This window comes from uncultured Allobosea sp. (genome assembly GCF_945957345.1).
Taxonomy (GTDB): Bacteria; Pseudomonadota; Alphaproteobacteria; order Rhizobiales; family Beijerinckiaceae; genus Allobosea.
In genome coordinates, this window is record NZ_CAMFKW010000020.1 from 53616 (window position 1) to 77850 (window position 24235).

Annotated in this window: 22 protein-coding genes and 1 tRNA gene; 13 read left to right on the forward strand and 10 right to left on the reverse strand. The window is 67.1% G+C overall.

Annotated features, from left to right (window positions below; genetic code table 11):
• Window positions 1-143 precede the first annotated feature (143 nt).
• Window positions 144-518, reverse strand: a complete 375-nt coding sequence (locus Q0Q36_RS11985; protein WP_293798407.1) for a DUF6481 family protein — start codon at window positions 516-518, stop codon at window positions 144-146.
• A gap of 343 nt (window positions 519-861) precedes the next feature.
• Here Q0Q36_RS11985 and proB point away from each other — a divergent pair, with 343 nt between their 5' ends.
• From proB to Q0Q36_RS12030, 9 genes are all read left to right on the forward strand, one after another.
• Entirely contained in the window at window positions 862-1986 is a 1125-nt protein-coding gene (gene proB / locus Q0Q36_RS11990; protein WP_293798408.1) for a glutamate 5-kinase, read from the forward strand.
• A gap of 46 nt (window positions 1987-2032) precedes the next feature.
• Entirely contained in the window at window positions 2033-3337 is a 1305-nt protein-coding gene (locus tag Q0Q36_RS11995) for a glutamate-5-semialdehyde dehydrogenase (protein ID WP_293798409.1), read from the forward strand.
• Window positions 3338-3352: 15 nt separating this feature from the next.
• Window positions 3353-3976, forward strand: coding sequence for a nicotinate-nucleotide adenylyltransferase (locus Q0Q36_RS12000; RefSeq protein ID WP_293798410.1), 624 nt, complete (start codon window positions 3353-3355; stop codon window positions 3974-3976).
• Window positions 3977-4126: 150 nt separating this feature from the next.
• Entirely contained in the window at window positions 4127-4456 is a 330-nt protein-coding gene (rsfS, locus tag Q0Q36_RS12005; protein ID WP_293798433.1) for a ribosome silencing factor, read from the forward strand.
• A gap of 12 nt (window positions 4457-4468) precedes the next feature.
• On the forward strand, window positions 4469-4948 hold the full coding sequence (gene rlmH / locus Q0Q36_RS12010; RefSeq protein WP_293798411.1) for a 23S rRNA (pseudouridine(1915)-N(3))-methyltransferase RlmH: 480 nt from the start codon (window positions 4469-4471) through the stop codon (window positions 4946-4948).
• Complete coding sequence (locus Q0Q36_RS12015) at window positions 4945-6291, forward strand: peptidoglycan DD-metalloendopeptidase family protein (protein WP_293798412.1); 1347 nt, start codon at window positions 4945-4947, stop codon at window positions 6289-6291. Before rlmH ends, Q0Q36_RS12015 begins: the two co-directional genes overlap by 4 nt.
• Window positions 6291-7652 (forward strand): S41 family peptidase, encoded by a 1362-nt coding sequence (locus tag Q0Q36_RS12020; protein WP_293798434.1) that lies wholly within the window; start codon window positions 6291-6293, stop codon window positions 7650-7652. Before Q0Q36_RS12015 ends, Q0Q36_RS12020 begins: the two co-directional genes overlap by 1 nt.
• A gap of 350 nt (window positions 7653-8002) precedes the next feature.
• Window positions 8003-9052, forward strand: a complete 1050-nt coding sequence (locus tag Q0Q36_RS12025; RefSeq protein WP_293798413.1) for a divergent polysaccharide deacetylase family protein — start codon at window positions 8003-8005, stop codon at window positions 9050-9052.
• Entirely contained in the window at window positions 9049-9573 is a 525-nt protein-coding gene (locus Q0Q36_RS12030; RefSeq protein WP_293798414.1) for an RNA pyrophosphohydrolase, read from the forward strand. The genes Q0Q36_RS12025 and Q0Q36_RS12030 overlap by 4 nt, the downstream gene beginning before the upstream one ends.
• A 5-nt stretch (window positions 9574-9578) precedes the next feature.
• On the opposite strand, the gene Q0Q36_RS12035 is transcribed toward Q0Q36_RS12030, so the two are convergent.
• Window positions 9579-10166 (reverse strand): hypothetical protein, encoded by a 588-nt coding sequence (locus tag Q0Q36_RS12035; protein WP_293798415.1) that lies wholly within the window; start codon window positions 10164-10166, stop codon window positions 9579-9581.
• An 83-nt stretch (window positions 10167-10249) separates the two neighbouring features.
• Window positions 10250-10326: transfer RNA gene (locus tag Q0Q36_RS12040), tRNA-Arg, on the reverse strand.
• A gap of 34 nt (window positions 10327-10360) precedes the next feature.
• Here Q0Q36_RS12040 and Q0Q36_RS12045 point away from each other — a divergent pair.
• From Q0Q36_RS12045 to Q0Q36_RS12055, 3 genes are all read left to right on the forward strand, one after another.
• Window positions 10361-11128, forward strand: coding sequence for a hypothetical protein (locus Q0Q36_RS12045; RefSeq protein ID WP_293798416.1), 768 nt, complete (start codon window positions 10361-10363; stop codon window positions 11126-11128).
• Between the two features lie 4 nt (window positions 11129-11132).
• Complete coding sequence (locus Q0Q36_RS12050; protein WP_293798418.1) at window positions 11133-12617, forward strand: M48 family metalloprotease; 1485 nt, start codon at window positions 11133-11135, stop codon at window positions 12615-12617.
• A gap of 99 nt (window positions 12618-12716) precedes the next feature.
• A complete protein-coding gene (locus Q0Q36_RS12055) occupies window positions 12717-13586 on the forward strand; it encodes a dienelactone hydrolase family protein (RefSeq protein ID WP_293798419.1) in 870 nt (289 codons plus the stop codon).
• Window positions 13587-13660: 74 nt separating this feature from the next.
• Here the strand turns inward: Q0Q36_RS12055 and Q0Q36_RS12060 are convergent, their stop codons facing one another.
• From Q0Q36_RS12060 to Q0Q36_RS12085, 6 genes are all read right to left on the reverse strand, one after another.
• Window positions 13661-14257 carry a CarD family transcriptional regulator gene (locus Q0Q36_RS12060; RefSeq protein WP_293798421.1) on the reverse strand — a complete coding sequence of 199 codons (597 nt, stop codon included), beginning with the start codon at window positions 14255-14257 and terminating at the stop codon, window positions 13661-13663.
• A 378-nt stretch (window positions 14258-14635) separates the two neighbouring features.
• Window positions 14636-14971 carry a ferredoxin FdxA gene (gene fdxA, locus Q0Q36_RS12065; RefSeq protein WP_293798422.1) on the reverse strand — a complete coding sequence of 112 codons (336 nt, stop codon included), beginning with the start codon at window positions 14969-14971 and terminating at the stop codon, window positions 14636-14638.
• Window positions 14972-15144: 173 nt separating this feature from the next.
• Window positions 15145-15453, reverse strand: coding sequence for a S4 domain-containing protein (locus Q0Q36_RS12070; protein ID WP_265056526.1), 309 nt, complete (start codon window positions 15451-15453; stop codon window positions 15145-15147).
• Window positions 15454-15474: 21 nt separating this feature from the next.
• Window positions 15475-18804, reverse strand: a complete 3330-nt coding sequence (locus Q0Q36_RS12075) for a helicase-related protein (protein WP_293798423.1) — start codon at window positions 18802-18804, stop codon at window positions 15475-15477.
• Between the two features lie 305 nt (window positions 18805-19109).
• Complete coding sequence (locus Q0Q36_RS12080; RefSeq protein WP_293798424.1) at window positions 19110-19556, reverse strand: helix-turn-helix domain-containing protein; 447 nt, start codon at window positions 19554-19556, stop codon at window positions 19110-19112.
• A 69-nt stretch (window positions 19557-19625) separates the two neighbouring features.
• Window positions 19626-20600 (reverse strand): KpsF/GutQ family sugar-phosphate isomerase, encoded by a 975-nt coding sequence (locus Q0Q36_RS12085; RefSeq protein ID WP_293798425.1) that lies wholly within the window; start codon window positions 20598-20600, stop codon window positions 19626-19628.
• A 148-nt stretch (window positions 20601-20748) separates the two neighbouring features.
• Between Q0Q36_RS12085 and Q0Q36_RS12090 the strand changes: the two genes are divergently transcribed.
• Window positions 20749-22278 carry an outer membrane beta-barrel protein gene (locus Q0Q36_RS12090; RefSeq protein WP_293798426.1) on the forward strand — a complete coding sequence of 510 codons (1530 nt, stop codon included), beginning with the start codon at window positions 20749-20751 and terminating at the stop codon, window positions 22276-22278.
• Window positions 22279-22386: 108 nt separating this feature from the next.
• Here Q0Q36_RS12090 and Q0Q36_RS12095 read toward each other — a convergent pair whose 3' ends face one another.
• Window positions 22387-24228 (reverse strand): M3 family oligoendopeptidase, encoded by a 1842-nt coding sequence (locus tag Q0Q36_RS12095; RefSeq protein WP_293798427.1) that lies wholly within the window; start codon window positions 24226-24228, stop codon window positions 22387-22389.
• Between the last annotated feature and the right edge of the window lie 7 nt (window positions 24229-24235).

A 24235-nucleotide genomic window follows, 5' to 3' on the forward strand; every position in this document is an offset into this window, starting at 1 on the left:
GAAATTCAGTCCTTGGCCGGGGCAAGCGCTGCCATCTCGGTTAAGCGGATATGAAAAGGGGCGCTCGCGGCGCCCCAAATCGCATTCTCAGGAGATGCGGAAATTCCTGGCATTCAGCCTCTATCGGCCGAACGGCAAAGGCGTCAGCGGCGCTTGCCGGCCGTGCGCATCTGCATGTACTGCACGGCTTCCAGCAGCACCTTGCGCGGACGCTCGGCGTCGCGCTTGGCCTGCTCGGCCTTGCGGGCGGCTTCGCGGGCGAGCTCTTCCTGGCGCTTCTCTTCGGCGATGCGCTCACGCTCGATCGCTTCCAGGCGCTCCTTCTCGGCCCGGATCTTCGCCTTCTCGGCTTCGCGCTCGGCGCGCGCCGCGGCGATGGCTTCCCGCTCCTCGCGTCGCTGCACCATCACCGGGTCGTCGGCCTTCGGCCGGGCCTTGAAACGCTCGAGCAGCGCCTTCTTGGCATTGGCGGAATTGGACTGGCGGTCGGTAAAGCTGCGGTCGTTCGGGTTCTTCAAGGGTGATCTTCTCTCGGGTTGTTACGGGCATTCATCGGCCTGCGCGGGCGAGATAATCCAGATCCGGTCGGATTGGTATCGAAATCGACGCGCGGCAGCCCCGCTTCCAGCGCTTATCGGGCGGCAGGTCCTGCATACTGCACGCTAAAAACGCATGAGAACGGCAGGATCGGCACCCATCAGGCGGGCGGGCCGGGCCATGCATATGGGCAGCGTGTCCTGCCATGTCAATGCAAACAACCCTTTGGAAGCTATATTGCAGCCCGAAAACCAGCTCTATGCTTTACAAGCGTGGCATTTTCGCCAACAGGCAGGATGACCGCCGCAACAACGCCGTGCTCCCGTGAAGACGCCCCTGCTCTCCGATTTCCGCCGCATCGTCGTCAAAGTCGGCTCCAGCCTGCTGGTCGACCGTGAGCGCGGCCGCTTGCGCCACGCCTGGCTCGCGGCATTGGCCGAGGATCTCGCCGACCTGCACCAGCGCGGCGCCGACGTGCTCGTCGTCTCCTCCGGTGCGATCGCGCTGGGACGCACCGTGCTCGGCCTGCCCTCCGGTCCGCTGCGTCTGGAAGAAAGCCAGGCCGCCGCCGCCGTCGGCCAAATCGCGCTTGCCCGCAACTGGGCCGAGGCGCTCGGCGCCCACGGCCTCACCGCCGGCCAGGTTCTGCTGACGCTGGCCGATACCGAACAGCGCCGCCGCTATCTCAACGCGCGCGCGACACTCGGGCGCCTGCTCGACCTGCGCGCCATCCCCGTCATCAACGAGAACGACACCGTCGCCACCACCGAGATCCGCTATGGCGACAATGACAGGCTCGCGGCACGGGTCGCGACCATGGCCGGCGCCGACCTGCTGGTGCTCTTCTCCGATATCGACGGGCTCTATACCGCCCCGCCCGCGAAGGACCCGGCCGCGCAACATATCCCGGTAGTCGAACGCATCACGCCCGAGATCGACGCCATGGCCGGCGGCGCGGCTTCCGAGCTCTCGCGCGGCGGCATGCGCACCAAGATCGAGGCCGGCAAGATCGCGGCGGCCGGCGGCACCCATATGCTGATCGCCGACGGGCGCGCCAAGAACCCGCTCGCGAGCGTCGCCAATGGCGGGCGCTGCACCTGGTTCCTGACGGCCTCCACGCCAGCCACCGCCCGCAAGACCTGGATCGCCGGCTCGCTAGAGCCGCGCGGCACGCTGCATCTCGATGCTGGCGCAGCTCGCGCCCTGCGCGGCGGCGCGAGCCTGCTGCCGGTTGGCGTCACCCGGATAGAGGGCGAGTTCGCGCGCGGCGACGCCGTGCTGATCCGTGATCCCGAAGGGCAATTGCTCGGCCGCGGCCTCGTCGCCTACGACGCCTCCGAGGCGGCGTTGGTGCTCGGCAAGGCCTCCCGCGATATCGAGAGCGTCCTCGGCTATCCCGGCCGCGCCGAAATGATCCACCGGGACGACATGGCGCTCGGGCTGGGCTAAGCTTCCTCACGAACCGGCATTGCCGGCGACCATCGGGCTGAACGAGATGACCAGCGACAGCGCATTGCGCATCATCGCGACGAACGAAGCCGCCGATATCGGCAGCGTCATGCAGGATGTCGGCCGCCGCGCGCGTGCTGCCGCGCGCAAGGTCGCGCTCAGCCCAACCGAGCAGCGCAATGCCGCCCTCCTCGCCATGGCCGAAGCGCTGCGCGCCCGCAGCGCCAAAATCCTCGCCGCCAATGCGCAGGACCTCATCGACGGCAAGGCGGCGGGCCTGAGCGGCTCTTTCATCGATCGCCTCGCCCTCGACGAGAAGCGCCTCGCCGCCATCGCCGATGCCGTCGCCGAGGTCGCGGACCTGCCCGATCCGCTCGGGCGCGTGCTGGCGGAGTGGACCCGGCCGAACGGCCTGCGCTTCGAGCGCGTCGCGACGCCGCTCGGCGTCATCGCCGTGATCTTCGAGAGCCGGCCGAATGTCACCGCCGATGCCGGCGCTCTCTGCTTGAAGAGCGGGAACGCCGCGATCCTGCGCACCGGCTCCGATTCCTTCCGCTCCTCGACCGAGATTGCCGCCGCGATGCGCGAGGGCCTGGAAGCAGCCGGCCTGCCCGCCGACGCGATCCAGCTCGTGCCGACACGCGACCGCGCCGCCGTGGGCGAGATCCTCTCGGGGCTGAACGGCAATATCGACGTGGTCGTGCCGCGCGGCGGCAAGAGCCTCGTCGCCCGTGTCCAGAGCGAGGCGCGCGTGCCGGTCTTCGCTCATCTCGATGGCAACTGTCATGTCTATGTCGATGCCAAGGCCGATCTCGCCATGGCCCGCGAGATCCTGCTCAACGCCAAGCTCCGCCGCACCGGTGTCTGCGGCGCGGCCGAGACGCTGCTGGTCGACGAAGCCTGCGCGACAACGCATCTCGCCCCGCTCGTTATCGCACTGCTCGACGCTGGCTGTGCCGTGCGCGGCGATGCGGCCGTGCAGGCAATCGATGCACGCGTAACGCCCGCAAGCGACGAGGATTGGGCGACCGAATATCTCGATACGATCATCGCGGCGAAGGTCGTGCCCGGCCTTGACGCCGCGATCGACCATATCGAACGCTACGGCTCACACCATACCGACGCGATCGTGACAGCCAACGAGGTCGCTGCCGCCCGCTTTTTGGCCGAAGTCGATTCCGCCATCGTCATCCACAACGCTTCGACCCAGTTCGCCGATGGCGGCGAGTTCGGCTTCGGCGCCGAGATCGGCATCGCCACCGGCCGCATGCATGCGCGCGGGCCCGTCGGTGTCGAGCAGCTCTGCTCCTTCAAGTACCGCGTCCATGGCGCGGGCCAGACCCGGCCCTGAGGCGAAGCGCGGCGCATGACGAGCGAGCTTCCGCGCCTGCCGTCCCGGCTGCCTCCCCATGCGCCCGGCCTGCGGGTCGGCCTGTTCGGAGGCAGCTTCAACCCGGCCCATGACGGGCACCGGCTCGCAAGCCTCACGGCCTTGCGCCGGCTCCAGATCGATCGCGTCTGGTGGCTGGTCACCCCCGGCAATCCGCTTAAGGATAATGCGAAGCTACCCTCGCTCGCCGAGCGCATCCGTCAGGCCGAAAGCATCGCAGGCCATGCCCGCATCGACGTCACCGGCGTCGAGGCGATGCTGCGCACCCGCTATACCGCCGACACGCTGCGCGCGCTGAAGCGGCGCTGCCCGGGCGTGAACTTCGTCTGGGTCATGGGCTCCGACAATCTCGCTAGCTTCCACCGCTGGAACGAATGGCGCGCCATCGCCCGGATGATGCCGATCGCGATCATCGACCGGCCGGGCTCCACCCACAGCGCCATGGCCTCGCCCGCTGCCAACTGGCTCTCGCGCTGGCGCCTGCCCGAAAGCCGGGCCGCGAGCCTGCCGCGCATGAAGCCTCCGGCCTGGGTCTTCCTGCACGGCAAGCGCTCGACATTATCCTCCACGATGCTGCGCAAACAGGCCGGCCGCGATTGAACTCCGGGGCTTCCCGGCTTATTTTGGGCGCACCGCGCCAACGCGCATCAGGATCGAGAGGATACGTCACTGACCCGTCAAACCCTTGGTGAAGCCGAGCCGAAGCCGCTTCCCCAGGCTGCCGTCGCGGAGAATCCTTCTGCCGACAGCATCGCCCTCGCCCAGCGTGTCCTCGAGGACATGAAGGCCGAGGACATCACGGTGATCGACCTCGTGGGCAAGACTTCGCTGGCCGACGCGATGATCATCGCGTCCGGCAACGTCAACCGCCACGTCGCCGCCATCAGCGAAGCCCTGATCGAAGCTCTCAAGAATGCCGGGAAGCCGTCGCCGAACGTCGAGGGCATGCCGGCTTGCGACTGGGTGCTGCTCGATACCGGCGACATCATCATTCACGTCTTCCGGCCCGAAGTGCGCCAGTTCTACAATCTCGAGAAGATGTGGGGCACCGACCGGCCGAACGAACGCCTCGATAGCTGACGTCGCTCCCGGATGCGGCTCGCGGTCATCGCCGTCGGCCGGCTCAAGGACGGGCCGGAACGCGAGCTCTGCGAGCGCTATCGCGAGCGTGGCGTCGCGCTCGGCCGCGGCATCGGCCTCAGCGGTCCCGACATCGTCGAGATCGCCGAGGGCCGGGGCCGCCGCTCCGACGAGCGCAAGCGCGAAGAGGCGCAAGCCATCCTCGCGAAAGCGCAAGCTGGCCTGATCATCGCCCTCGACGAGCGCGGCCGCGCACTCGGCAGCGAGGCCTTCGCCACCCGCCTCGCCACCGCCCGCGATTCCGGCACCGGCCATGCCAGCCTGATCATCGGCGGCGCCGACGGGCTGAGCGAGGAAATCCGCGACAAGGCCGATATCACGCTCGCCTTCGGCGCCCTGACCATCCCGCACCAGATCGTGCGGGCGCTCGTGCTCGAACAGCTCTATCGCGCGATGACGATCATCTCCGGCCACCCCTATCATCGCGTATGAGCTTGCTGATTCGCTCCGGACTGCGCGGCCTGTGCCTTGCCGCCCTGTTGGCGACATCGGTTGGGGCACTCGCCCAGACGCCCCAACTCGACCCCGATGCCCTCCAGCGCGAGGCGATGCAGAAGCTTGTCGAAAAGCAGGCGCGCGAAAGCGAGCTCAAGGCGATCGAGCAGCGCCTTGCCGGAAACGCAGACGCCCGCGCGAATCTCGAGAAGGAGATCGCGGCAATCCGCGCCGATCGCGCCGCGCTCAACAAGGCCCTGCTCGACACCACCGCGAAAACCCAGGCGGCCGAAGAGCGGCTCGGCGGTCTGGAGACGCGGCTTGCGCTGCTGCAATCCAGCGAGACCGCGATTCGCCGCTCGCTCGACGGCCGTCGCAACCTGATCGCCGAAGTACTGGCCGCTTTGCAGCGCATCGGCCGGCGCCCGCCCCCTGCCGTGCTGGTTCGCCCCGAAGATATTCTCGAAGCCGTGCGCGCCTCGATGCTGCTCGGGGCCGTCGTACCCGATCTCCGGCAGGAGGTCGAGATCCTCGGCACCGATCTCGCTGAGCTCGTCCGGCTGCGTGACGGCATCGCCACCGAAAAGGGCAAGATCGGCGCCGAGATGGAGCAGATCGCGGCCGAGCGCCAGCGCCTGGCCTCCCTGATCGAGGCCCGCCGCGAACGCGAGGCCAGCGCCGCCAAGGATGTCGAGCAGCAGGCCGCGCTCGGCAAGGAGCTCGCCGGCCAGGCGCGCTCGATGCGGGATTTCGTCGAGAAGATCGAGAAGGAGATCTCCGTCGCCAACAAGGCAGCCGATTCGGCCCGCCAGGCGATCGAGCAGGAGACACGCGAACAGCGCGAGCGCATGACCGCGCTGGCCTTCAAGGATCCCGCCCGCCTCGCCCCAAAGATCGCTTTCGCCGAGGCCAAGGGACTGCTCTCCCTGCCCGTCTCGGGATCACGATTGCGTGGCTTCGGCGATTCGGACGGCGCCGGCGGCACGATTCGCGGGATATCGCTGGAGACCCGCCCGAACGCCCTAGTTTCGGCGCCTTCCGATGCTTGGGTTGTTTACGCGGGACCGTTCCGTTCGTTCGGGCAACTCTTGATCCTGAACGCCGGCGGGGGCTACTACATCCTGCTGGCTGGCATGCAGCGGATCGATGTCGCGCTCAATCAGTTCGTGCTGGCGGGGGAGCCGGTTGCGACGATGGGCGAAACATCGGAAGCTGCCGCTACAACCGTAGGGGTGGGAACCGGGCAACCGGTTCTGTATATCGAATTCAGGAAAGACGGCGTCTCGATCGATCCGACGCCGTGGTGGACGAAATCGCAAGGCGAAAAGGTTCGCGGATGATGCGCAAGGTTTCCCTCGTTCTCGCCGGCGCCATCATGGGCGCGGGCCTGACCGGACTGGCCACACAGACCAGGCTGCTCTCCTCGACCAGCGCGGTGGCCGCTTCGGCCGAGGTCTACCGCAGCCTCAACCTGTTCGGTGACATCTTCGAGAAGATTCGCACCGACTATGTCGACAAGCCCGACGAACAGAAGCTGATCGAAGCCGCGATCAACGGCATGGTCTCCTCGCTCGACCCGCACTCCTCCTATCTCGACGCCAAGTCCTTCCGCGAGATGGACACCGACATGCGCGGCCAGTTCGGCGGCCTCGGCATCGAGGTGACGATGGAGGACGGCGTCCTCAAGGTCGCGAAGCCCATCAAGGATACGCCCGCCTCCAAGGCCGGCATCCTCACCAACGACATCATCCGCCAGATCGACGGCCAGGAAGTGAAGGGCCTGTCCCTGACCCAGGCGGTCGAGAAGATGCGCGGCCTGATCAACACCCAGGTCACGCTCAAGATCGACCGTCCCGGCAAGACCGAGCCGCTGGAGTTCACCCTGACGCGCTCGACCATCGTCGTGCCGGCCGTCGAGGAACGGGTCGAGGGCGATGTCGGCTATATCCGCATCGGCACCTTCTCCGAGCAGACCTATGACGGCCTGCGCAAGGCGCTCGAGAAGACCACCAGCGAGATCGGCGCCGACAAGATCAAGGGCTACATCATCGACCTCCGCAACAACCGCGGCGGGCGCCTCGACCAGTCCGTGCTGGTCTCGGATGCCTTCCTCGAGCGCGGCAAGATCGTCTCGACCCGCGGCCGCAATGCCGAGGAGACCCAGGTCTTCAACGCCAAGTCGGGCGACCTGACCAAGGGCAAGCCGCTCGTGGTGCTGATCAACGGCTCGTCGGCCTCTGCGGCCGAGATCGTCGCCGGCGCCCTGCAGGACCATAAGCGCGCGGTCGTGATGGGCACGCGCTCCTTCGGCAAGGGCTCGGTCCAGACCGTGATCCCGCTCGGCTCCAATGGTGGCCTACGCCTGACCACGGCGCGCTACTACACGCCGTCGGGCAACTCGATCCAGGCCAAGGGCATCACGCCGGATATCGAGGTCCAGCAGGACATCCCGCAGGAGATCAAGGACAAGCTCGTCGAGAACAAGGGCGAAGCCGCGCTCAAGGGCCATCTCAAGGCCGGCGAGGGCGAGGAGCAGTCCGGCTCGAGCTCCTATGTCCCCTCCGATCCGACCAAGGACACCCAGCTGATCGCCGCGCTCAACCAGCTGCGCGGAGTCAAGACCGGTGCCGCGGCCCCCGCGGAGAAGCCCACCGCTCCGGCGGCTTCCGCGACGACCGAAGCCCCCAAGCAGCCTAACTGAGCCTGCGGGCTCGACGCCGGGCTCCTCGGGCGCCAAGCCAGGAGCCCGTTCGGCTCTCGTTTTCAGATCGAAAACGCGCGACCGATCAGATTGCGATGCAATCCGATCGGCGCGTACTCTGGCGCGCGGGCTGCTGATTCGGACCCGCGTCGCAACCTCGAGGACGGCCTCTCACGGCCGGAACGCCGCTGACGGAGCTCAATCGACCGCTCGGCCAGGATCGCCCGCCGGCCTCTGGTAGGCCCTGGGGACGCTGGCTTGCGACGGCGGCTGCCGGCTGCGTCGGCGCTGCCCTCCTCGGCCTGGTGCTGACGGTTGCCTTGCATCGCGATCCCGATGGCGGCGAACCGATGGCCGTGGCCTCGATCGAGAAGCGCGCTGCTCCCGTCCCCTCCGCGTCCACCACTGCCGATCCGGCTGCAGCCACGCCGCACGGCCCCGCCAGCGCCGCCCAGCTCGAGAACAGCGCAGGCGTGACCGTGACACGCGCCGGCGAGGACGCGCCGGAAGCGATCATCATCACCATTCCCGACGAGGCCCGCACCATCAAGCTGGCGACGGCGCCCGATAATCGCCTCGTCGAGCGCTCGCGCTACGGGCTGTTGCCAAAGACCGGCCCCGACGGCGCGACCCCGGCCAAGATCTATGCCCGCCCGCTCGGCACCGAGCCCTCGGCAAAGCCGGCGGGCCGCATCGCACTGCTCGTCGGCGGCCTCGGCATCAGCCAGAATGGCACGGCGGACGCGATCGCGAAATTGCCCGCGCCGGTCTCGCTCGCCTTCGCGCCCTACGGCACCGAGCTCGAGCGCACCGTCCAGCGCGCCCGCAACGAAGGCCACGAGGTCTTTCTCCAATTGCCGATGGAGCCCTTCGACTATCCCGACAACGACCCCGGCCCGCACACGTTGCTGACCGGCCCGAAGGCGCCCGACAATATCGACAAGCTGCATTGGGCACTCGGCCGTTTCACCGGCTATGTCGGCATCGTCAATTTCCTCGGCGGTCGCTTCACCGCCGACGAGAGCGCCCTCTCCCCGGTTCTGCGCGAGCTAGCCGGCCGCGGCCTGATGGTCATCGATGACGGCTCCTCCCCACGCAGCCTGCTTGCCGGTGCGGCGGATCGCGCCCGTATCCCCGCCCTGAAGATCGACCGCGTCATCGACGGCGTCACGCGCGCCGACGCGATCGACAAGGAGCTGGCAGCGCTTGAAAATATCGCCCGCGAACAAGGTATCGCCATCGCGGCCGCCAGCGCCCTGCCGGTCTCGATCGAACGCATCAACCGCTGGGCTCAGTCGCTGGACGCCAAGAAGATCGTGATCGTGCCGGTGAGTGCCGCCCGTAGTTTCCGCTCGCCCAAGAGCACCGGATCGATCAAGTCCACGGGATCGCTGCAATGACCGACAAGGCTCCCGAAGGCTATCGCCCCTGCGTGGGCCTGGCCCTATTCAATGCCGAGGGCCTCGTCTTCGTTGGCCGCCGCGCCGACAAGACCAAGCGCGAGCACGTTGCGCCCGGCCATGCCTGGCAGATGCCGCAAGGCGGCATCGACGCGGGCGAAACCCCATTGGAAGCCGCGCACCGCGAGCTTGCCGAGGAAACCAGCGTGACATCGGTCGAGCTTCTCGCCGAGGCGCCGGGCTGGCTCTCCTACGACCTGCCCGTCGATATCGGCAAGGAGGCCTGGAAGGGCCGCTGGCGCGGCCAGGCGCAAAGATGGTTCGCCTTCCGCCTGACCGGCTCCGAGGACGAGATCGATATCCTCAACCCCGCCGGCGGCCACAAGGCCGAGTTCGATGCCTGGCGCTGGGCGCGGCTCGACGAGACGCCGGACCTGATCATTCCCTTCAAGCGGGATGTCTACCGGCAGGTGGTGGGCTATTTCGCGCCCTTCGCGGCCGGAGCCGTCAGGAAGGGCTGAGTGCCTCAGCCCATCGTGTAGACGACGCGGCCGATCCAGTAGAACTGATAGAGGAGATGCACGCTGGCGAGCGAGATATGCACCCAGCGTCGCGCCGAGACATAGGCGATCAGGCACAGTGCCAGCCCGATCGGGACCTGCACGAGATAGTCGCCGCTCAGCTGGGTCCAGTGCTCGGTGCCCTTGATCAGCGTGTCGACGATATCCAGCAGAAAGGCCGCCGCCAGCAAGCCAAAGAACCAGCGCCGCCGCCGGATGAAGAAATCCTCATAGCCGGCATATTCCGCGATATTGTCCGGGAAGAGCAGCGCCGAGATCAGGTAGAGCACGACGGCATAGCCGATCAGGAAGAGATAGACGCCGAAGCTCCAGACCGGGATGCGCGACAGCCCGAATTCCCACCACCAGAACAGCACGAGCTCGAGCAGGATCGAACCGACCCAGAGCATATGCAGCAGCGAGACGCGGTGGCGGCCGGGATGCTGGATGAAACCGGCAATACCTGCCAGCATTCGCGTGATGCCCAGGCCGACGACCATGCCCAGGACGATGCGGACATGGGTGAAGAGTTCGTGAGGCGAGACGGTCTCCATGCTCCGTGCTTAGAGCATCGGACGCGCTGGTGGCCATCGATTTCAGGACGCGCCGCATGGCGATCGCCACGACGAAGGCGAAATGGCCTCCCGGAAGGGATTCGAACCCCTGACCTACGGTTTAGGAAACCGTTGCTCTATCCTGCTGAGCTACCGGGAGACACGAAACTCCGTGTAGCATAATCGCGATGCGGGTGAAGTCCCTTCTTGTCATCGTCATATTCTCCGCCTTCGCCGCAGCGTCGGCGCGGGCCGCATCCGGCTGCACGCCCGACGATGCCGCCGCGACGGTGCAATTGACCGGTCTCGATCCAGCCGGAGACCCGCTCCTCAGTGACGGCCGCAGATTGCGGCTCATCGGCCTTGCGCCGCGCCAGAGCCTCGAGGAAGTCTCGCGCTTCGATGCCGGCCTGCGCGGTTTCGTCGGGCAACCGCTCGGCCTCAGCATTCTCGGCGAGGTCGATCGTTGGGGCCGCTTGCCTGCGCGACTATCGATGCCTTCCGCCGCGCCCGGCGGCCCGATGCGGGATCTTGCGGAAATGCTGCTGCAGCAGGGCGCGGCCCTGCCTCTCCCCGAACCGGGCTCTTCCCCTTGCAAAACGCCCCAGACGCCCGCCGTTCAGAAAACGGTAACATCTGCGACGCAAGTTTCGCCACTGACGGCCGTCGATGGCCATGATCTCGCCGCTGTAAAGGCGCAGGAGGGGCGTTACGTCATGCTGGAAGGCCGGATCGCCTCGGTCGGCGAGCGCTCCCAGCGGACCTATCTGAATTTCTCCCGCCGTCCCAAGGAGGCTGCCTCGATCGTCCTGTCGCGCAGCCTCTGGCGCGAACTGAAGAGCGCCGGCTGGACCGCGAGCCATCTCGGCGGTAAACGGCTGCGCGCCTATGGTGTCCTGTCCGGGCGCGACGGCCTCCTGCTGGAGGTCGCATCCCGTACGGCGCTGGAACTGATCGACTGAGGACATGCTGGAGCTCTTGCGAGCATCGCTTTCGCGACCTTCGAAGCGGCTGGCAGCCATCGTGCTGCCCGGCTTGCTGCTGGTCGGCTGCCTCGGCGACCAGAGCCCGATCCTCCAGGCGAGCAACAGCTCCGAAGGCGAGATCGCGCCGCGCATCAACACGGTTCAGCGCGCCTCCGATCAGGAGCATCAGCGCCTGCTGACCGCCTTCGGCGGCGAGTACCGCGCTCCGCGCGCCCGCGCCGCGCTCGACGAGGTCGTCCAGCGGCTGGCCAAGGCGGGCGAGGGCCAGATCGGCCATTACGAGATCACCATCCTGAACTCGCCGGTGGTGAACGCCTTCGCCCTGCCCAACGGCCGGCTTTATGTCACGCGCGGCCTGCTGGCCCTCGCCAACGACACGTCCGAGATCGCTTCGGTGCTGGCGCATGAGATTGCCCATGTCACGGCGCAGCACGCCGTCGAGCGAGCCGAGAAGGAGGCGGAATCCGCCCTGGTCAGCCAGGTCGTCTCGCAGGTCCTGAACGATCCGACCCGCAGCGCGGCCGTGCGCGCAGGCTCTAAGCTCTCGCTGGCGAAGTTCTCGCGCCAGCAGGAATTGACGGCCGACCAGATCAGCGTCCGCAACATCGCCCGGGCCGGCTACGACCCTTACGGCGCCAGCCGCTTCCTCGCCACGCTCGGCCGCAATACCGCTTTCCGCGCCAGCGGCCAGAACCAGAGTGCCGACGACAAGCGGCTCGACATCCTCTCAAGCCACCCGCAGACGCCGGAGCGCATCGCTGCGGTCACTGCTGCCGCCCGCCAGATCGGCGCGCCCGGCATCGGTGAGCACGACGCCGGGCGCTGGCTCAACGCGATCGAAGGGCTCGCCTATGGCGACGATCCTCGCGATGGCGTGGTCAGGGGCCGGCGCTATCTCAACAGTGCGCTGCGCATCGCCTTCAGTGCGCCAGACGGCTTCAGCCTGGAAGCGGCGCAGGACATGGTCATCGGCGTCAGCACCAATGGCGCGCAGGCCCTGCGCTTCGATTCCGTGACGCTGAAGAGCGGGCAGACGCTGGAATCCTATGTCGCCGCCGGCTGGATCGATGGCGTCGAGACCACCGGCATCGAGAAGACCGAAATGGGCGGCCAGCCGGCCGTACGCGCCCATGGCCGCGGCACCGACTGGACCTTCAGCCTCGCCGCCGTGCAGATCGGCGACCGGGTCTACCGCTTCATCCTGGCGGCCCGCGGCGGCAGCGACCCGGAGCGGCAGATGCGCGCCATCGCCGATAGCTTCCGCGTGATGACGCCGGTGGAGGCGCAGGCCGTCCGCCCGATGCAGATCCGTCTGGTCGCGGCCGAAGCCGGCGACACCATCGCCAGCATGGCCGAGCGCATGCCGGAGCAGGATCGGCCTGGCGAGCTCTTCCAGCTCCTCAACGGGCTCGACCGCAATGCCGCGCTGACGCCCGGCCAGCGCTACAAGGTCGTCGCCGAATAAGGCCCGCCTTCACAAGGCCGCGAGACCCGCCGGAGCCATCCTGCATCGCCCGCACCGGACGCTATGATCCGCGCAAGGCCACGTTCAAGGGAGGAAAGGATGGCGCTCGATCGCCGGATCGTCGAACTCTACGACGAGTACACGCATAAGCCGCTCGACCGCCGCGTCTTCATGAACCGGCTGCTCGCCATCGTCGGCACCACGGCTGCGGCAGAAGCCGCGCTCGCGCTGCTCGAACCCAATTATGCCAAAGCCCAGCAGGTCGCGCCCGACGATGCCCGCATCACCGCGAGCCGGCTCGACCAGACCGTCGATGGCGTCGCGCTGAAAGGCTATCTCGTCACGCCGAAGGCTCAGGCCAAGCGCGGCGGCGTGCTCGTGATCCACGAGAACCGGGGCCTCAATCCGCATATCGAGGATATTACCCGCCGCATGGCGCTGGAGGGCTTCACGGCGCTTGGCCTCGACTTCCTGACCCCGCTCGGCGGCACGCCTGCGGATCCGGACGCCGCTCGCGCCCTCTTCCCGCAGCTTTCCGTCGAGAGTGTCGTGACCCAGGGCCGCGCGGCGCTTAAATACCTGGCCTCGCGACCTGATGCGAATGGCAAGACCGGCGCTGTCGGCTTCTGCTGGGGCGGCGGCTCGGTCAACGATCTCGCCGTCTCCGCGCCCGAGCTGGCGGCAGGCGTCGTCTTCTACGGCCGCCCTCCGGATCTCGCGAAGGTGCCGCAGATCAAGGCTCGCCTGCTGATCCAGCAGGCCGGGCGCGACACCCGTCTCGTCCAGATGCTGCCCGACTACGAGAGGGCACTGAAGGCCGCCGGCGTCCAATACGAGGCGATCGTCTATCCCGATGTCGACCACGCCTTCATGAACGACACCAGCGCCGAGCGCTACAACGCCGCGACAGCCAAACAGGCCTGGGCCAGGACGGTGGCTTTTCTGAAGGCCGGGACCGGGACGGCGTAGTCATCCTCAGCTCGGGCAACAAAAAACCCGGCGGTCGCCCGCCGGGTTTCTCGAAACAATGAGGCAGGAGCCGCTCAGGCGGCCTCTTCCGCCAGATCGTCGTTGTCGCCTTCCAGCTCCGCCTCGGCTTCGGCCTCGGTCTTGCTGGCGCGGCGCGGCGACTTGGCGAGCTGGCCCTCGATCTTCTTGAGCGCCTCGGTCTCGGTGACGTCGTCGACGACAGCGATCTCGCGGGTCATGCGGTCGAGAGCCGCCTCATAGAGCTGGCGCTCGGAATAGGATTGCTCGGGCTGAGCCTCGGACCGGTAGAGGTCGCGCACCACTTCGGCGATGGCGACGAGATCGCCCGAATTGATCTTCGCTTCGTATTCCTGCGCGCGGCGCGACCACATGGTGCGCTTGACGCGGGCGCGGCCGGTGAGCGTGGTCAAAGCCTTGGCAACGGCATCGGCATCGGCGAGCTTGCGCAGGCCGACGCTGGCGGCCTTGGCGGTCGGGACACGCAGCGTCATCTTGTCCTTGGCAAAGCTGACGACGAACAATTCCAGCTTGAAACCCGCGACTTCCTGCTCTTCGATCGCCGTGATCTGACCGACACCATGGGACGGATAGACGACGTACTCGCCCGTCTTGAAACCCTGGCGCACAACAGCTTTCTTCGCAGTGGACATGCCGTTACGACTCCTGACCGGCCCGCTCGACGCGAGCACGTGATGATTCAGCCCCCGGCCGGCTGGCAGGGGACTTTCCGCCTGATGCGACGCTGTGAAAACGCACCGCTTCACGCTCCCTAGTCGATTGTTTCATTGGGCCCTGACGAGAACGACGACCAAAGCCCCGGCGCCGAAGCCGGCTCTTTCATCACCTGTGTTCTCTGGGGGCGCCCCGAATTGCAGGAACCTCGCAGGGGCATGCGGAACGACTTCGACTAGGGCTGGCTTGTAACACAAAAAACACGCCGAATCAAAGGTAAACGCCGGGCGGCGCTCCTCTGCGGCAGCATGGCAAGGTCGTGGTTAACGCAGCGCGACGGGAGAAATCCCGTCAGATCAGTCGCCTTCGCCGGGCTCCGGCGACAGCATGTCCAGCTTCCCGGCGACGCCGTCGAACGCCTTGGCGTCGGCCGGCGGGTCCTTCTTCTGCGTGATATTGGGCCAGCTCGCCGCAAACTTGCCGTTGAGCTGCAGCCAGCTTTCGAGACCGGGCTCGGTATCCGGCTTGATCGCCTCGGCCGGGCATTCCGGCTCGCAGACGCCACAATCGATGCACTCGTCGGGATGAATGACGAGCATGTTCTCGCCTTCATAGAAGCAGTCGACCGGGCACACCTCGACGCAATCCATGTACTTGCACTTGATGCAGTTCTCGGTGACCACATAGGTCATGATGGGTCGGCCCTTCCAACGCTTCTAAACAGCCCCATAAACCCTTGCCCGGCGCAGGTTTCAAGGTCGTTTTCGTGATCTCTTGCAGAACGATTCGTCATTGCGGCGGCGCTGCAGGGAAGATTTACCTCCCCCGACCCGATTTCAGCACCAGCCACAGGCAAGGCGCGGATTTAGTCCTCGTCTTCCGCCGCCGCAAGCGACGCATCGCCGCTGCCGCCGTCGAGGCGCTCATAGAGCTGCTGGGCAACCGTGAAGGACCCGCGTCGCTCGGCGAAGCCGAGGACCCTGGCCACGACCGTCGCGTGCGGTAAAGCCAGCGTCAGCACCGCCCCGACCTTGATGCCTTGCGCCGGGTTGTCGCAGCGACGCCCCTCGATCCGGACATGCCCGTCCTCCACCAGACGCACAGCCGCCGGGCGGTTGCGAGCGAAGCGCGCGAACCAGAGCCATTTGTCGAGGCGCTGACGACCGTCCTGCAAATCGCGCGCGCCTCCCCGCTCTTAGTTTTTGCTGCCTTCGAGCTGGGCCTTGAGGGCCGCGAGCTTGGCGAAGGGCGAATCCGGATCCGGCTCGCGATTGGCCGGGCGCGGACGCGGTGCCTGCTGGAAGCGCTCGGCCCCACCCCGCTCCTCCCGGCGCGGGCCGCCGGGACGGCCGTCGCGCTTGAAATCGGGACGCGGACCGCGATTGCCCTCGGGACGATCCTGCCGCTGCGGCCGGTCGTCACGACGCGGACGCTCGTCCTGACGGGCGCGCGCGTCGTTGCGCTCCTGGCGCTGCGCCGGAGCGCCCTCGCCAGCGGCAGCCGCCGGCCGGTTGTCAGGGCGACCGTCGCGACGCGGACCACCGGGACGACCATCGCGCTGCGGACGGTCGCCGCCACGTCGCTCGCCACCCTCACGACGCTCGCCACCTTCGCGGCGGCCACGCGGATTGCCATGCTCGGGACGGCGTCCGCCCTGATGACGATGCGGCCGCCAGACCTCGATCAATTCGGGCTCGGCAGGCGCGGCCTCGGCAACCGGAGCTTCTTCAGCAAAGGCTTCGGCAGACACCGTCTCTTCCGTCGTAGCAGCCGGCAGCGCGGCCATCGCATCGGCCGGCACCGGCTCACGGACCGCGTCCAGCTCCGCCTCGGTCAGGATCGGCGTGTCCGCCGTCTCGACCGCCGGCGCCTCGACGGCAGAGGTTTCGCCCTCGGCAAGCCCGTCCTCGTTCAGCGCGGCCACCGGCTCGCTCGGACCTTCCGCCTCGGCAGTGACTTCAACGGCTTCGCCCTCGGCCGGAGCGGCTTCCGCTTCGCCCGCCACCACAGGCTGGGCCGGCTCGGTCGCGGCCGGAGGCGGCGCCAGCGGCACGGTGATAGCCGGCCCCGGACGCTTGACCGAGACATAGCCAAGCGAACGCAGGATCGAGGCGAAATCCTCGCCCGCGCAGCCGACGAGCGAGGTCATCGCGCCCGTGGCGACGAAGCCGTCCTGATCGGCGCTCCCTGCCGGCGGCGTGCCTTGCGTGACGCCGGGGCGATAGGCGATCGCCGGGCGGATGAGGTCGGCCAGACGCTCGAGGATGTCGACGCGCACCGCCCGCTCGCCGCAGACGCGGTACCCGGCGGCGCGGTAGAGTCCCTTCGGCACGGCCTTGTCGACCGGGAAGGAGGTCCGGCCCGAAGCCGCAAGATGGGCGATGTCGTCGAGCCCGGCCGTCTCCGGTCCGCCATGCTTCAGCGCCCAGAGCTGAGCGGCAAGCGCGCGCGGCGCCGGCTTCAGCAGCGCCGGCATATAGATGTGGAAAGCGCCGAAGCGGATGCCGAGCTGGCGCAAAGCCGCGCGGCCTTCCTGGTCGAGCGCCTTCATTTCCTCGCCGACCTTGGCGCGTTCGAGCACGCCGAGTGCCTCGGCCGCCTGATAGGCGATGCCGCGGGCGATGCCGGTAACGTTCTCGGCCGCTTCCAGGATCTGCACGGCGCCGAGCAGGCGGGTGATGTGATTCTTCAGCCAGAGATTGAGCCGGGTCTCGACCTGCTCGCGCGCGGGGCCATTGAGATGCTCTTCCACCAGCAGGCGCAAGCGCGGTTCCAGAACCTTTTCGCCGGCCGTCAGGCGCGCCACCGGCTCGCCGGTCCAACGCACCAGCCCGTCATGCGACAGCACGAAGGCATCGTCGCCCGCCAGCACGACGCGCGCCGCCCGGGCCTCGATCTCGGAGCCGAGCGCCTTCATCGCCGCCAGGTTCAGCGCCTTGACCTCGGAACCGCCGGCCTTCGGATCCGCCGTGAAGCGGAAGCCCTGCAGCATCCCCACATGCTGGCCCTCGACGAGCACGTCGCCCGTCGCGGTGACCTCAGCCTCCAACATCGCATTCTCCCGCAAGCGGCGCATCAACACGCTGGTGCGCCGATCGACAAATCTATGGGTCAGGCGCTCATGCAGAGCATCCGACAGCTTGTCCTCTACAAGACGAGCCATGCCCTGCCAATGCTCTGGATCAGGCAACCAGTCGGGACGGTTCGCGACATAGGTCCAGGTCCGGACCTGCGCGATCCGCGCCGAGAGCGTGTCGATCTCCCCATCCGTGCGGTCGAGCGCAGCGAGCTGCCCCGCATACCAGTCGCTGTCGAGCCGGCCGTGGCGCATCAATCGCAGATACAGCGTCGTCGCGAGATCGGCGTGCTGCATCGGGGATATCTTGCGATAATCCGGTAGTCCGCAGACCTCCCAGAGCCGCTCGACCGCTGCGCGGCCCTGCGCGAGCTTCGCGATATCCGGGTCCCGCGCCAGCACTTCCAGCGTCGTCATGTCCTCGGCAATCAGCGCGCGCGTCAGTCCTTGCTCAGAGGGTTGCATGTTCAGCGTGTCGAGCAGGCCACCGACCGAGCGCAGGTCGAGATCGGAATTGCGCCACTGCATCTGGCGGATCGGCTCGAAGCGGTGATTCTCGATCGCCTCGACCAATTCCGCATCGAATGGCGGGCAACGCCCGCTGGTGCCGAAGGTACCGTCGCGCAGATGCCGCCCCGCGCGCCCGGCGATCTGGCCGAACTCGGCCGGATTGAGCTTGCGATAGTGGTGTCCGTCGAATTTCTTGTCCGCGGCGAAAGCGATATGGTTGACGTCGAGATTGAGCCCCATGCCGATCGCGTCGGTGGCGACGAGATAATCGACATCGCCGGACTGGTAGATCTCGACCTGGGCGTTGCGGGTCCTGGGCGAGAGCGCGCCGAGCACCACGGCCGCCCCGCCCTTCTGCCGGCGGATCAGTTCGGCGATGGCATAGACCTCCTCGACCGAGAAGGCGACGATGGCGGAACGCGGCGCCAGCCGCGTGATCTTGCGATCGCCGGCGAAAGTAAGCTGCGACAGGCGCGGGCGCGTCACGACGTTGACGCCGGGAATGAGCTGCTCGATCAGCGGCTTCATCGTCCCCGCGCCGATCAGCATGGTCTCGGCCCGGCCGCGCCGGTTCAACAGGCGGTCGGTGAAGACATGGCCGCGGTCGAGATCGGAGGCGAGCTGAATCTCGTCAATCGCGACGAAATCGACGGCGAGATCGCGCGGCATCGCCTCGACCGTGCAGACCCAGAAGCGCGGCCGCTGCGGCTTGATCTTTTCCTCGCCGGTGACGAGGGCGACGGCTTCGGGGCCGACCTTGTCGACGACGCGTTGGTAGACCTCGCGTGCCAAGAGACGGAGCGGCAGGCCGATCATCCCGGTGGGATGGGCGATCATGCGCTCGATGGCGAGATGGGTCTTGCCGGTATTGGTCGGGCCCAGCACGGCTGTAACGCCATTGGCGCGGGCGGCGGGCGGCAGCGAACGGAAAGGAAGCAAGGCGCAGGAGCCGATCTTCTCGCCCGCCCATGCGGGCGGGAGCGTGGACGGAGCTTATGCAGGTCTCAGGCGGAGACCCAACAAGAACGAGTCTGGAACGAAGCGGGGCCGAATCGCTGACTCCAGCAGAATCGGGTTTTGTTCCCTTTTCGGAGGCCGTCCCCTGGCGGCATGGGCCCTATCGTCATCGCGCCCTCCCGTATTGACGTGGCGAGGCAGCCTAGAGCCGCCCGGCAGGAATCCTATTTAAGCCTTTTCGTCCCGGAGACGAGAGGCAAGGCAGAACTCGGGCCCGCGCCCATGCTTCAATGATGGGCGTGGTCGCACTGCCCATGATCGGCGAGAGCCTCGATGATCGCGCAATCGCAGGCCGCGACGCCGCCCGAGCAGGTCGTCGCGATCCGCTCCAACTCCTTCTCCAGCGAGCGCAGTTTCGCGATCTTGTCGCGGACTTCATCGAGATGCGCGACCGAGATCGCGTGCGCCTGGTCGCAGGCCATGCCGGGCGTGTCGGAGAGTTTCAGCAGCGTGCGGATATTCTCGACCGCGAAGCCCAGATCGCGCGCATGCTTGATGAAGGCGAGCCGCTCGGCGTGGCGCCGACCGTAGCGGCGTTGATTGCCCTCGGAGCGCTCCGGCGGCGGCAGAAGCCCGACCTGCTCGTAATAGCGGATGGTCTCGACCTTGACCCCGGTGCGATCGGCCAATGCGCCGATCGGCATCACGCGTTCGAGCTTACCGGCAGCGGTCATCGCGTCACCTCAAGAAGCTATAGTTCCTATAGCTTCAGATAGTCACACGCGATCTGTTTGCAAGCGCGATCAGGCCACACCCATCGCCAGCAGGTCATGGACATGCACCAGCCCGGCCGGGCGATCTTCCGCATCCACCACGATCAGCGCGGTGATCCGGCTGCGGTTGACCAGTTCCAGCGCCTCTACGGCCAGTGTGTCGAGGCCGATCCGGCGCGGATTCGCGGTCATGATGTCGCGCGCCCGGAGCGAGGCGCCACCACCCATCGCAGCCTTGCGACGCAGGTCGCCATCGGTGACCACGCCCGCGAGCTTGCCGTCGAGGTCCATCACCACGGCGCAGCCGAAGCCCTTGTCGGAGATCATCGCGATAACGTCCGGCAGCAGCGTGTCGAGGCCGATCAGCGGCAATTCGGTGCCCCGATGCATGATGCTCTCGACCGTCTTGAGCTGCGCGCCGAGCTTGCCGCCGGGGTGGTAGACGAAGAAATCCTGCCGCGAGAACCCGCGCGCCTCCAGCAAAGCCACCGCCAGAGCATCGCCGAGCGCCATCTGCATCGTCGTCGAGGTCGTCGGCGCGAGCCCGTTCGGGCAGGCTTCCGTCGCCTTGGGCAGAACGAGCGCGATATCCGCCTCCTTGCCCAGCGTGCTCTCGGCATTGGCTGTGATCGCGATCAGCCCGACACGGAAGCGGCGCGTGTAGCCGACGAGCGCGGCAAGCTCGACGGCTTCTCCGGACCAGGACAGCGCGATCACGACATCTTCAGGCTGAACCATGCCGAGATCGCCATGGCTCGCCTCGGCCGGATGGACGAAATGCGCGGGCGTGCCGGTCGAGGCCAGCGTCGCCGTCAGCTTGCGCCCGACATGGCCGGACTTGCCCATGCCCGAGACGATCACGCGCCCGCTCGACGCCCGGATCATCGCGATAGCCTCGGCAAAAGGCCCGCCCAGCCCGTTCGCAAGCGCGGCGTGGAGCGCGTCGAGCCCGGCGCGTTCGGTGGCGATGGTGCGGAGAGCGGAGTCGCGAATATCGGCTATCATGGCCGGCGCTGTAGCACGGCGCCCGCGATCATTTCCACCGCCTGCCACAGGTACGCCCCGCGTTGACGCCTCCTTAACCCTGTTCGTTCTAACTCCATTAACCATGCGCGCCCTCCGCGCGCCCGTTATCTGGAGCCCTGCGACGCCCGTGTCCGGCCGCGCGACGACCCTGCTTCTGTCCAGCACGGCCCTGGCCGGGCTGGCGCTCGCCTGCGCAACGGCGCAGGCGCAGCAGATGCCGCGCGGCAATCTCAGGACGGGCACGCCGACTTATGTCGCACAGCAGCCCGCGCCCCCGCAGCCCGATCCGACTCAGGCCGCGCCCGGACCCGATACCGGAGATGCTGCCAGCCCGGCCCTGCGGCAAAGCTCCTCCATCTCCGGGCGGCAGCCGCCGCGCGCCAGCAAGCCCGTGCAAGCCCCGGCGCTGCGCGGCGTCACCCAGCGCCCGGTCCGGATGGAGCCGCCGGCAGTCACGGTCATGCCCCCTCCACCCGCCCCGCCCCCGCCGCGGCGGAAGCGGCCTGCGGTCGATGAAGACCCCTATGCTCCGCTCGGCATCCGGCTCGGCTCGATCACGTTGCGCCCGGCGATCACCAACTCGATCGGCTACGACACCAATCCGCAACGCACGACAGCAACGGGCGCCAAGGGCTCTCCCTATAGCCGTTACGAGGGCGAGGTGGCTATCCAGTCCGACTGGAACGTCCACGAGCTCAAAGGCCAATTGCGCGGCGGCTATCTCCAATACTTCCGGAACAAGGAAGCCTCACGCCCGGATGCGGACGGCAATCTCGACCTGCGGCTCGATATGAGCCGCGATACGCGCATCCTCCTGGAATCGCGCGCCAAGCTCGACACGCAGCGCCCGGGCTCGCCTGACTTGACCTCCGCCGTGACCGGCCGCCCGCAGACCTACCAATATGGCGGCTCGGCCGGCATCACCCACGACATCAACCGTCTGCAATTGACGCTGCGCGGCTCGGTCGATCGCAGCGACTACGAGGATGCGCATCTGACCAGCGGCGCGCTGCTCTCGCAGAAGGATCGCAACCAGACGCAATACGGGTTGCGCCTGCGCGCCTCCTATGAGGTCACGCCCGGATTCAAGCCCTTCGTCCAGGCCGAGATCGACCAGCGCGAATTCGACGAGAAGGCCGATTCCAACGGCTATATGCGCTCTTCGAACGGCATGACCGGGCGCATCGGCACGAGTTTCGAGATCAGCCGACAGCTCACCGGCGAAATCTCCGGCGGCTATCAGGACCGGAAATACGAAGACACGCGCCTGAAGAACCTGCGCGGCTTCGTCGGCGACGCCGCGATCCTGTGGTCCCCGACCCCGCTGACGACGGTGACGCTGCGCGGCGGCGCCGAACTCGGCGACACCACCATCCCCGGCTCCTCGGGCACGACCGCACGGCGTGTCACACTGGAAGTGGCGCATGCGCTGCGCCGCAACCTCACCGTCACTGGCTTCACCAATTTCACCCGGACCGAATACGACGGGCAGGGCCTGCGCGAAGACAGCATGAATGTCGGCGCGCGGCTCGAATACAAGCTGACGCGTACCTTCGCCATCCGCGCGAGCTTCACCCATGAGCGCCTGAACTCGACGGCGCAGGGCTCCGACTACACCGCGAATGTCTCGCTGGTGGGCTTGAGGGTGCAGTTCTGATCCCCACCGTCATGCTCGCCCTTGTGGCGAGCATCCACGGCTTGAACACTGCACGCGCCGAAGAAAGACGTGGATGGTCGGGACAAGCCCGACCATGACGATCCAGCCTCACTCCATCCCTTCGAGCTCGATGATCATACCCTCGATCATCCGAAGGCCGATCTGCCAGAAACCAGGGTCCTTCGCATCGAGCCCGAAGGGCGCGAGCAGCTCGGAATAGGGCTTGCTGCCGCCGGCCGAGAGCAGCGCGAAATAGCGTTCCTGGAAGCCTTCGGCGGCGTTCTGGTAAACGCCGTAGAGCGAATTCACCAGGCAATCTCCGAAGGCATAGGCATAGACGTAGAAGGGCGAATGGATGAAGTGCGGGATGTAGCACCAATAGGGCTCATATCCCGCCGACAGCCGGATCGCCGGACCGAGGCTCTCTTCCTGGACGCTCATCCAGATCTCGCAGAGCGCTTCCGGTGTCAGCTCGCCTTCGCGACGCGCTTCATGGACCTTGCGCTCGAAAGTGTAGAAGGCGATCTGGCGCACGACCGTGTTGATCATGTCCTCGACCTTGGCCGCCAGCATCGCCTTGCGCTGCTTCTTGTCGTTGGTCGAATCGAGCAGCTTGCGGAAGGTCAGCATCTCACCGAAGACGCTCGCCGTCTCGGCCAGCGTCAGCGGCGTCGGCGCCATCAGAGCTCCGTTCGGCGCCGCCAGCACCTGATGCACGCCATGGCCGAGCTCATGCGCGAGCGTCATCACGTCGCGCGGTTTGCCTTGGTAGTTCAGCAGCACATACGGATGCGCGGATGGCACGGTCGGATGCGCAAACGCGCCCGGCGCCTTGCCGGGGCGCGGCGGCGCGTCGATCCAGCGCTCGTCGAAGAAACGCTTGGCGATCGCCGCCATCTCCGGCGAGAAAGCGCCATAGGCGGAGAGCACGGTCTCGCGCGCCTCGGTCCAGGGAATCGTGCGCTGCTCGACCTGCGGCAGCGGCGCGTTGCGGTCCCAGAAGTCCAGCTCCTCGCGGCCGAACCACTTCGCCTTCAGGCGATAATAGCGGTGCGATAGGCGCGGATAGGCTTCGCGAACGGCCGCGACGAGAGCGTCCACGACCTCGCGCTCGACCCGGTTGGCGAGGTGACGGGAATCCGCGACATCCTCGAATTTCCGCCAGCGGTCGGAGATTTCCTTGTCCTTGGCCAGCGTATTGGTGATCAGCGCGAAGATGCGGAGTTCCTTGCGGAACACCGTGCTCAGCGCCTCGGCCGCCTTGCGCCGGACCTCGCCATCGCTGTCCTGCAGCTTGTTGAGCGTGAGTTCGAGCGTCAGCTCCTCGCCCTCGACGGTGAAGCGCAGCGAGGCGATGGTCTCGTCGAAGAGTCGGTTCCAGGCGGCCGCGCCCGTCATCGACTTCTCGTGGAACAAAGCCTCGATCCGGTCGTCGAGCTGGTGCGGCTTGTCCTTGGCGAGATCCTCCAGCCATGGCTTCCAATGGGAGAGCGGCGCCTGGGCCGCGACCTTCGCCAGCAAGGCGGGCTCGATCCGGTTCAGCTCGAGCTCGAAGAACAGGAGCTCGGTGATCGCGGCGTTCAACTTGTCTTGGGTGTCGCCATAGAACTTGGCGCGCTGCGGATCGGTGGTGTCGCCGGAATAGACCAGGCCGGCATAGGCGCCGATCCGGCCGAGCAGATCACTGAGGCTTTCATAGCTCTTCACTGCGGCAGCAAGCGTCGCGCTGCCGTCCGGCGCGGCGGCGAGATCGGCAAGCTTGCCGCGATAGCGGCCGGCCAGCGCCTGCGCCTCGGCAAGGCCGCGCTCCAGATCGCCCTTGAACTCCGGCGATTCGATGCCGGGATAGAGATGGGTCAGGTCCCATTCCGGCAATTCGCCGGTGGTCTGGACCGATTTTGCCGCCCCCGCCTTGGTGGCGGAACGCAGGACGGTGTCATGAAAACCCATTCGCTCG

Excerpts from the sequence above, each read along its gene's own strand:
- Q0Q36_RS11995 (WP_293798409.1), top strand. The coding sequence starts at position 2,033 with ATGACCAGCGACAGCGCATTGCGCATCATCGCGACGAACGAAGCCGCC.
- Q0Q36_RS12000 (WP_293798410.1), top strand. The coding sequence starts at position 3,353 with ATGACGAGCGAGCTTCCGCGCCTGCCGTCCCGGCTGCCTCCCCATGCG.
- rlmH (WP_293798411.1), top strand. The coding sequence starts at position 4,469 with ATGCGGCTCGCGGTCATCGCCGTCGGCCGGCTCAAGGACGGGCCGGAA.
- Q0Q36_RS12015 (WP_293798412.1), top strand. The coding sequence starts at position 4,945 with ATGAGCTTGCTGATTCGCTCCGGACTGCGCGGCCTGTGCCTTGCCGCC.
- Q0Q36_RS12020 (WP_293798434.1), top strand. The coding sequence starts at position 6,291 with ATGCGCAAGGTTTCCCTCGTTCTCGCCGGCGCCATCATGGGCGCGGGC.
- Q0Q36_RS12025 (WP_293798413.1), top strand. The coding sequence starts at position 8,003 with ATGGCCGTGGCCTCGATCGAGAAGCGCGCTGCTCCCGTCCCCTCCGCG.
- Q0Q36_RS12030 (WP_293798414.1), top strand. The coding sequence starts at position 9,049 with ATGACCGACAAGGCTCCCGAAGGCTATCGCCCCTGCGTGGGCCTGGCC.
- Q0Q36_RS12035 (WP_293798415.1), bottom strand. The coding sequence starts at position 10,166 with ATGGAGACCGTCTCGCCTCACGAACTCTTCACCCATGTCCGCATCGTC.
- Q0Q36_RS12050 (WP_293798418.1), top strand. The coding sequence starts at position 11,133 with ATGCTGGAGCTCTTGCGAGCATCGCTTTCGCGACCTTCGAAGCGGCTG.
- Q0Q36_RS12055 (WP_293798419.1), top strand. The coding sequence starts at position 12,717 with ATGGCGCTCGATCGCCGGATCGTCGAACTCTACGACGAGTACACGCAT.
- Q0Q36_RS12060 (WP_293798421.1), bottom strand. The coding sequence starts at position 14,257 with ATGTCCACTGCGAAGAAAGCTGTTGTGCGCCAGGGTTTCAAGACGGGC.
- fdxA (WP_293798422.1), bottom strand. The coding sequence starts at position 14,971 with ATGACCTATGTGGTCACCGAGAACTGCATCAAGTGCAAGTACATGGAT.
- Q0Q36_RS12080 (WP_293798424.1), bottom strand. The coding sequence starts at position 19,556 with ATGACCGCTGCCGGTAAGCTCGAACGCGTGATGCCGATCGGCGCATTG.
- Q0Q36_RS12085 (WP_293798425.1), bottom strand. The coding sequence starts at position 20,600 with ATGATAGCCGATATTCGCGACTCCGCTCTCCGCACCATCGCCACCGAA.
- Q0Q36_RS12095 (WP_293798427.1), bottom strand. The coding sequence starts at position 24,228 with ATGGGTTTTCATGACACCGTCCTGCGTTCCGCCACCAAGGCGGGGGCG.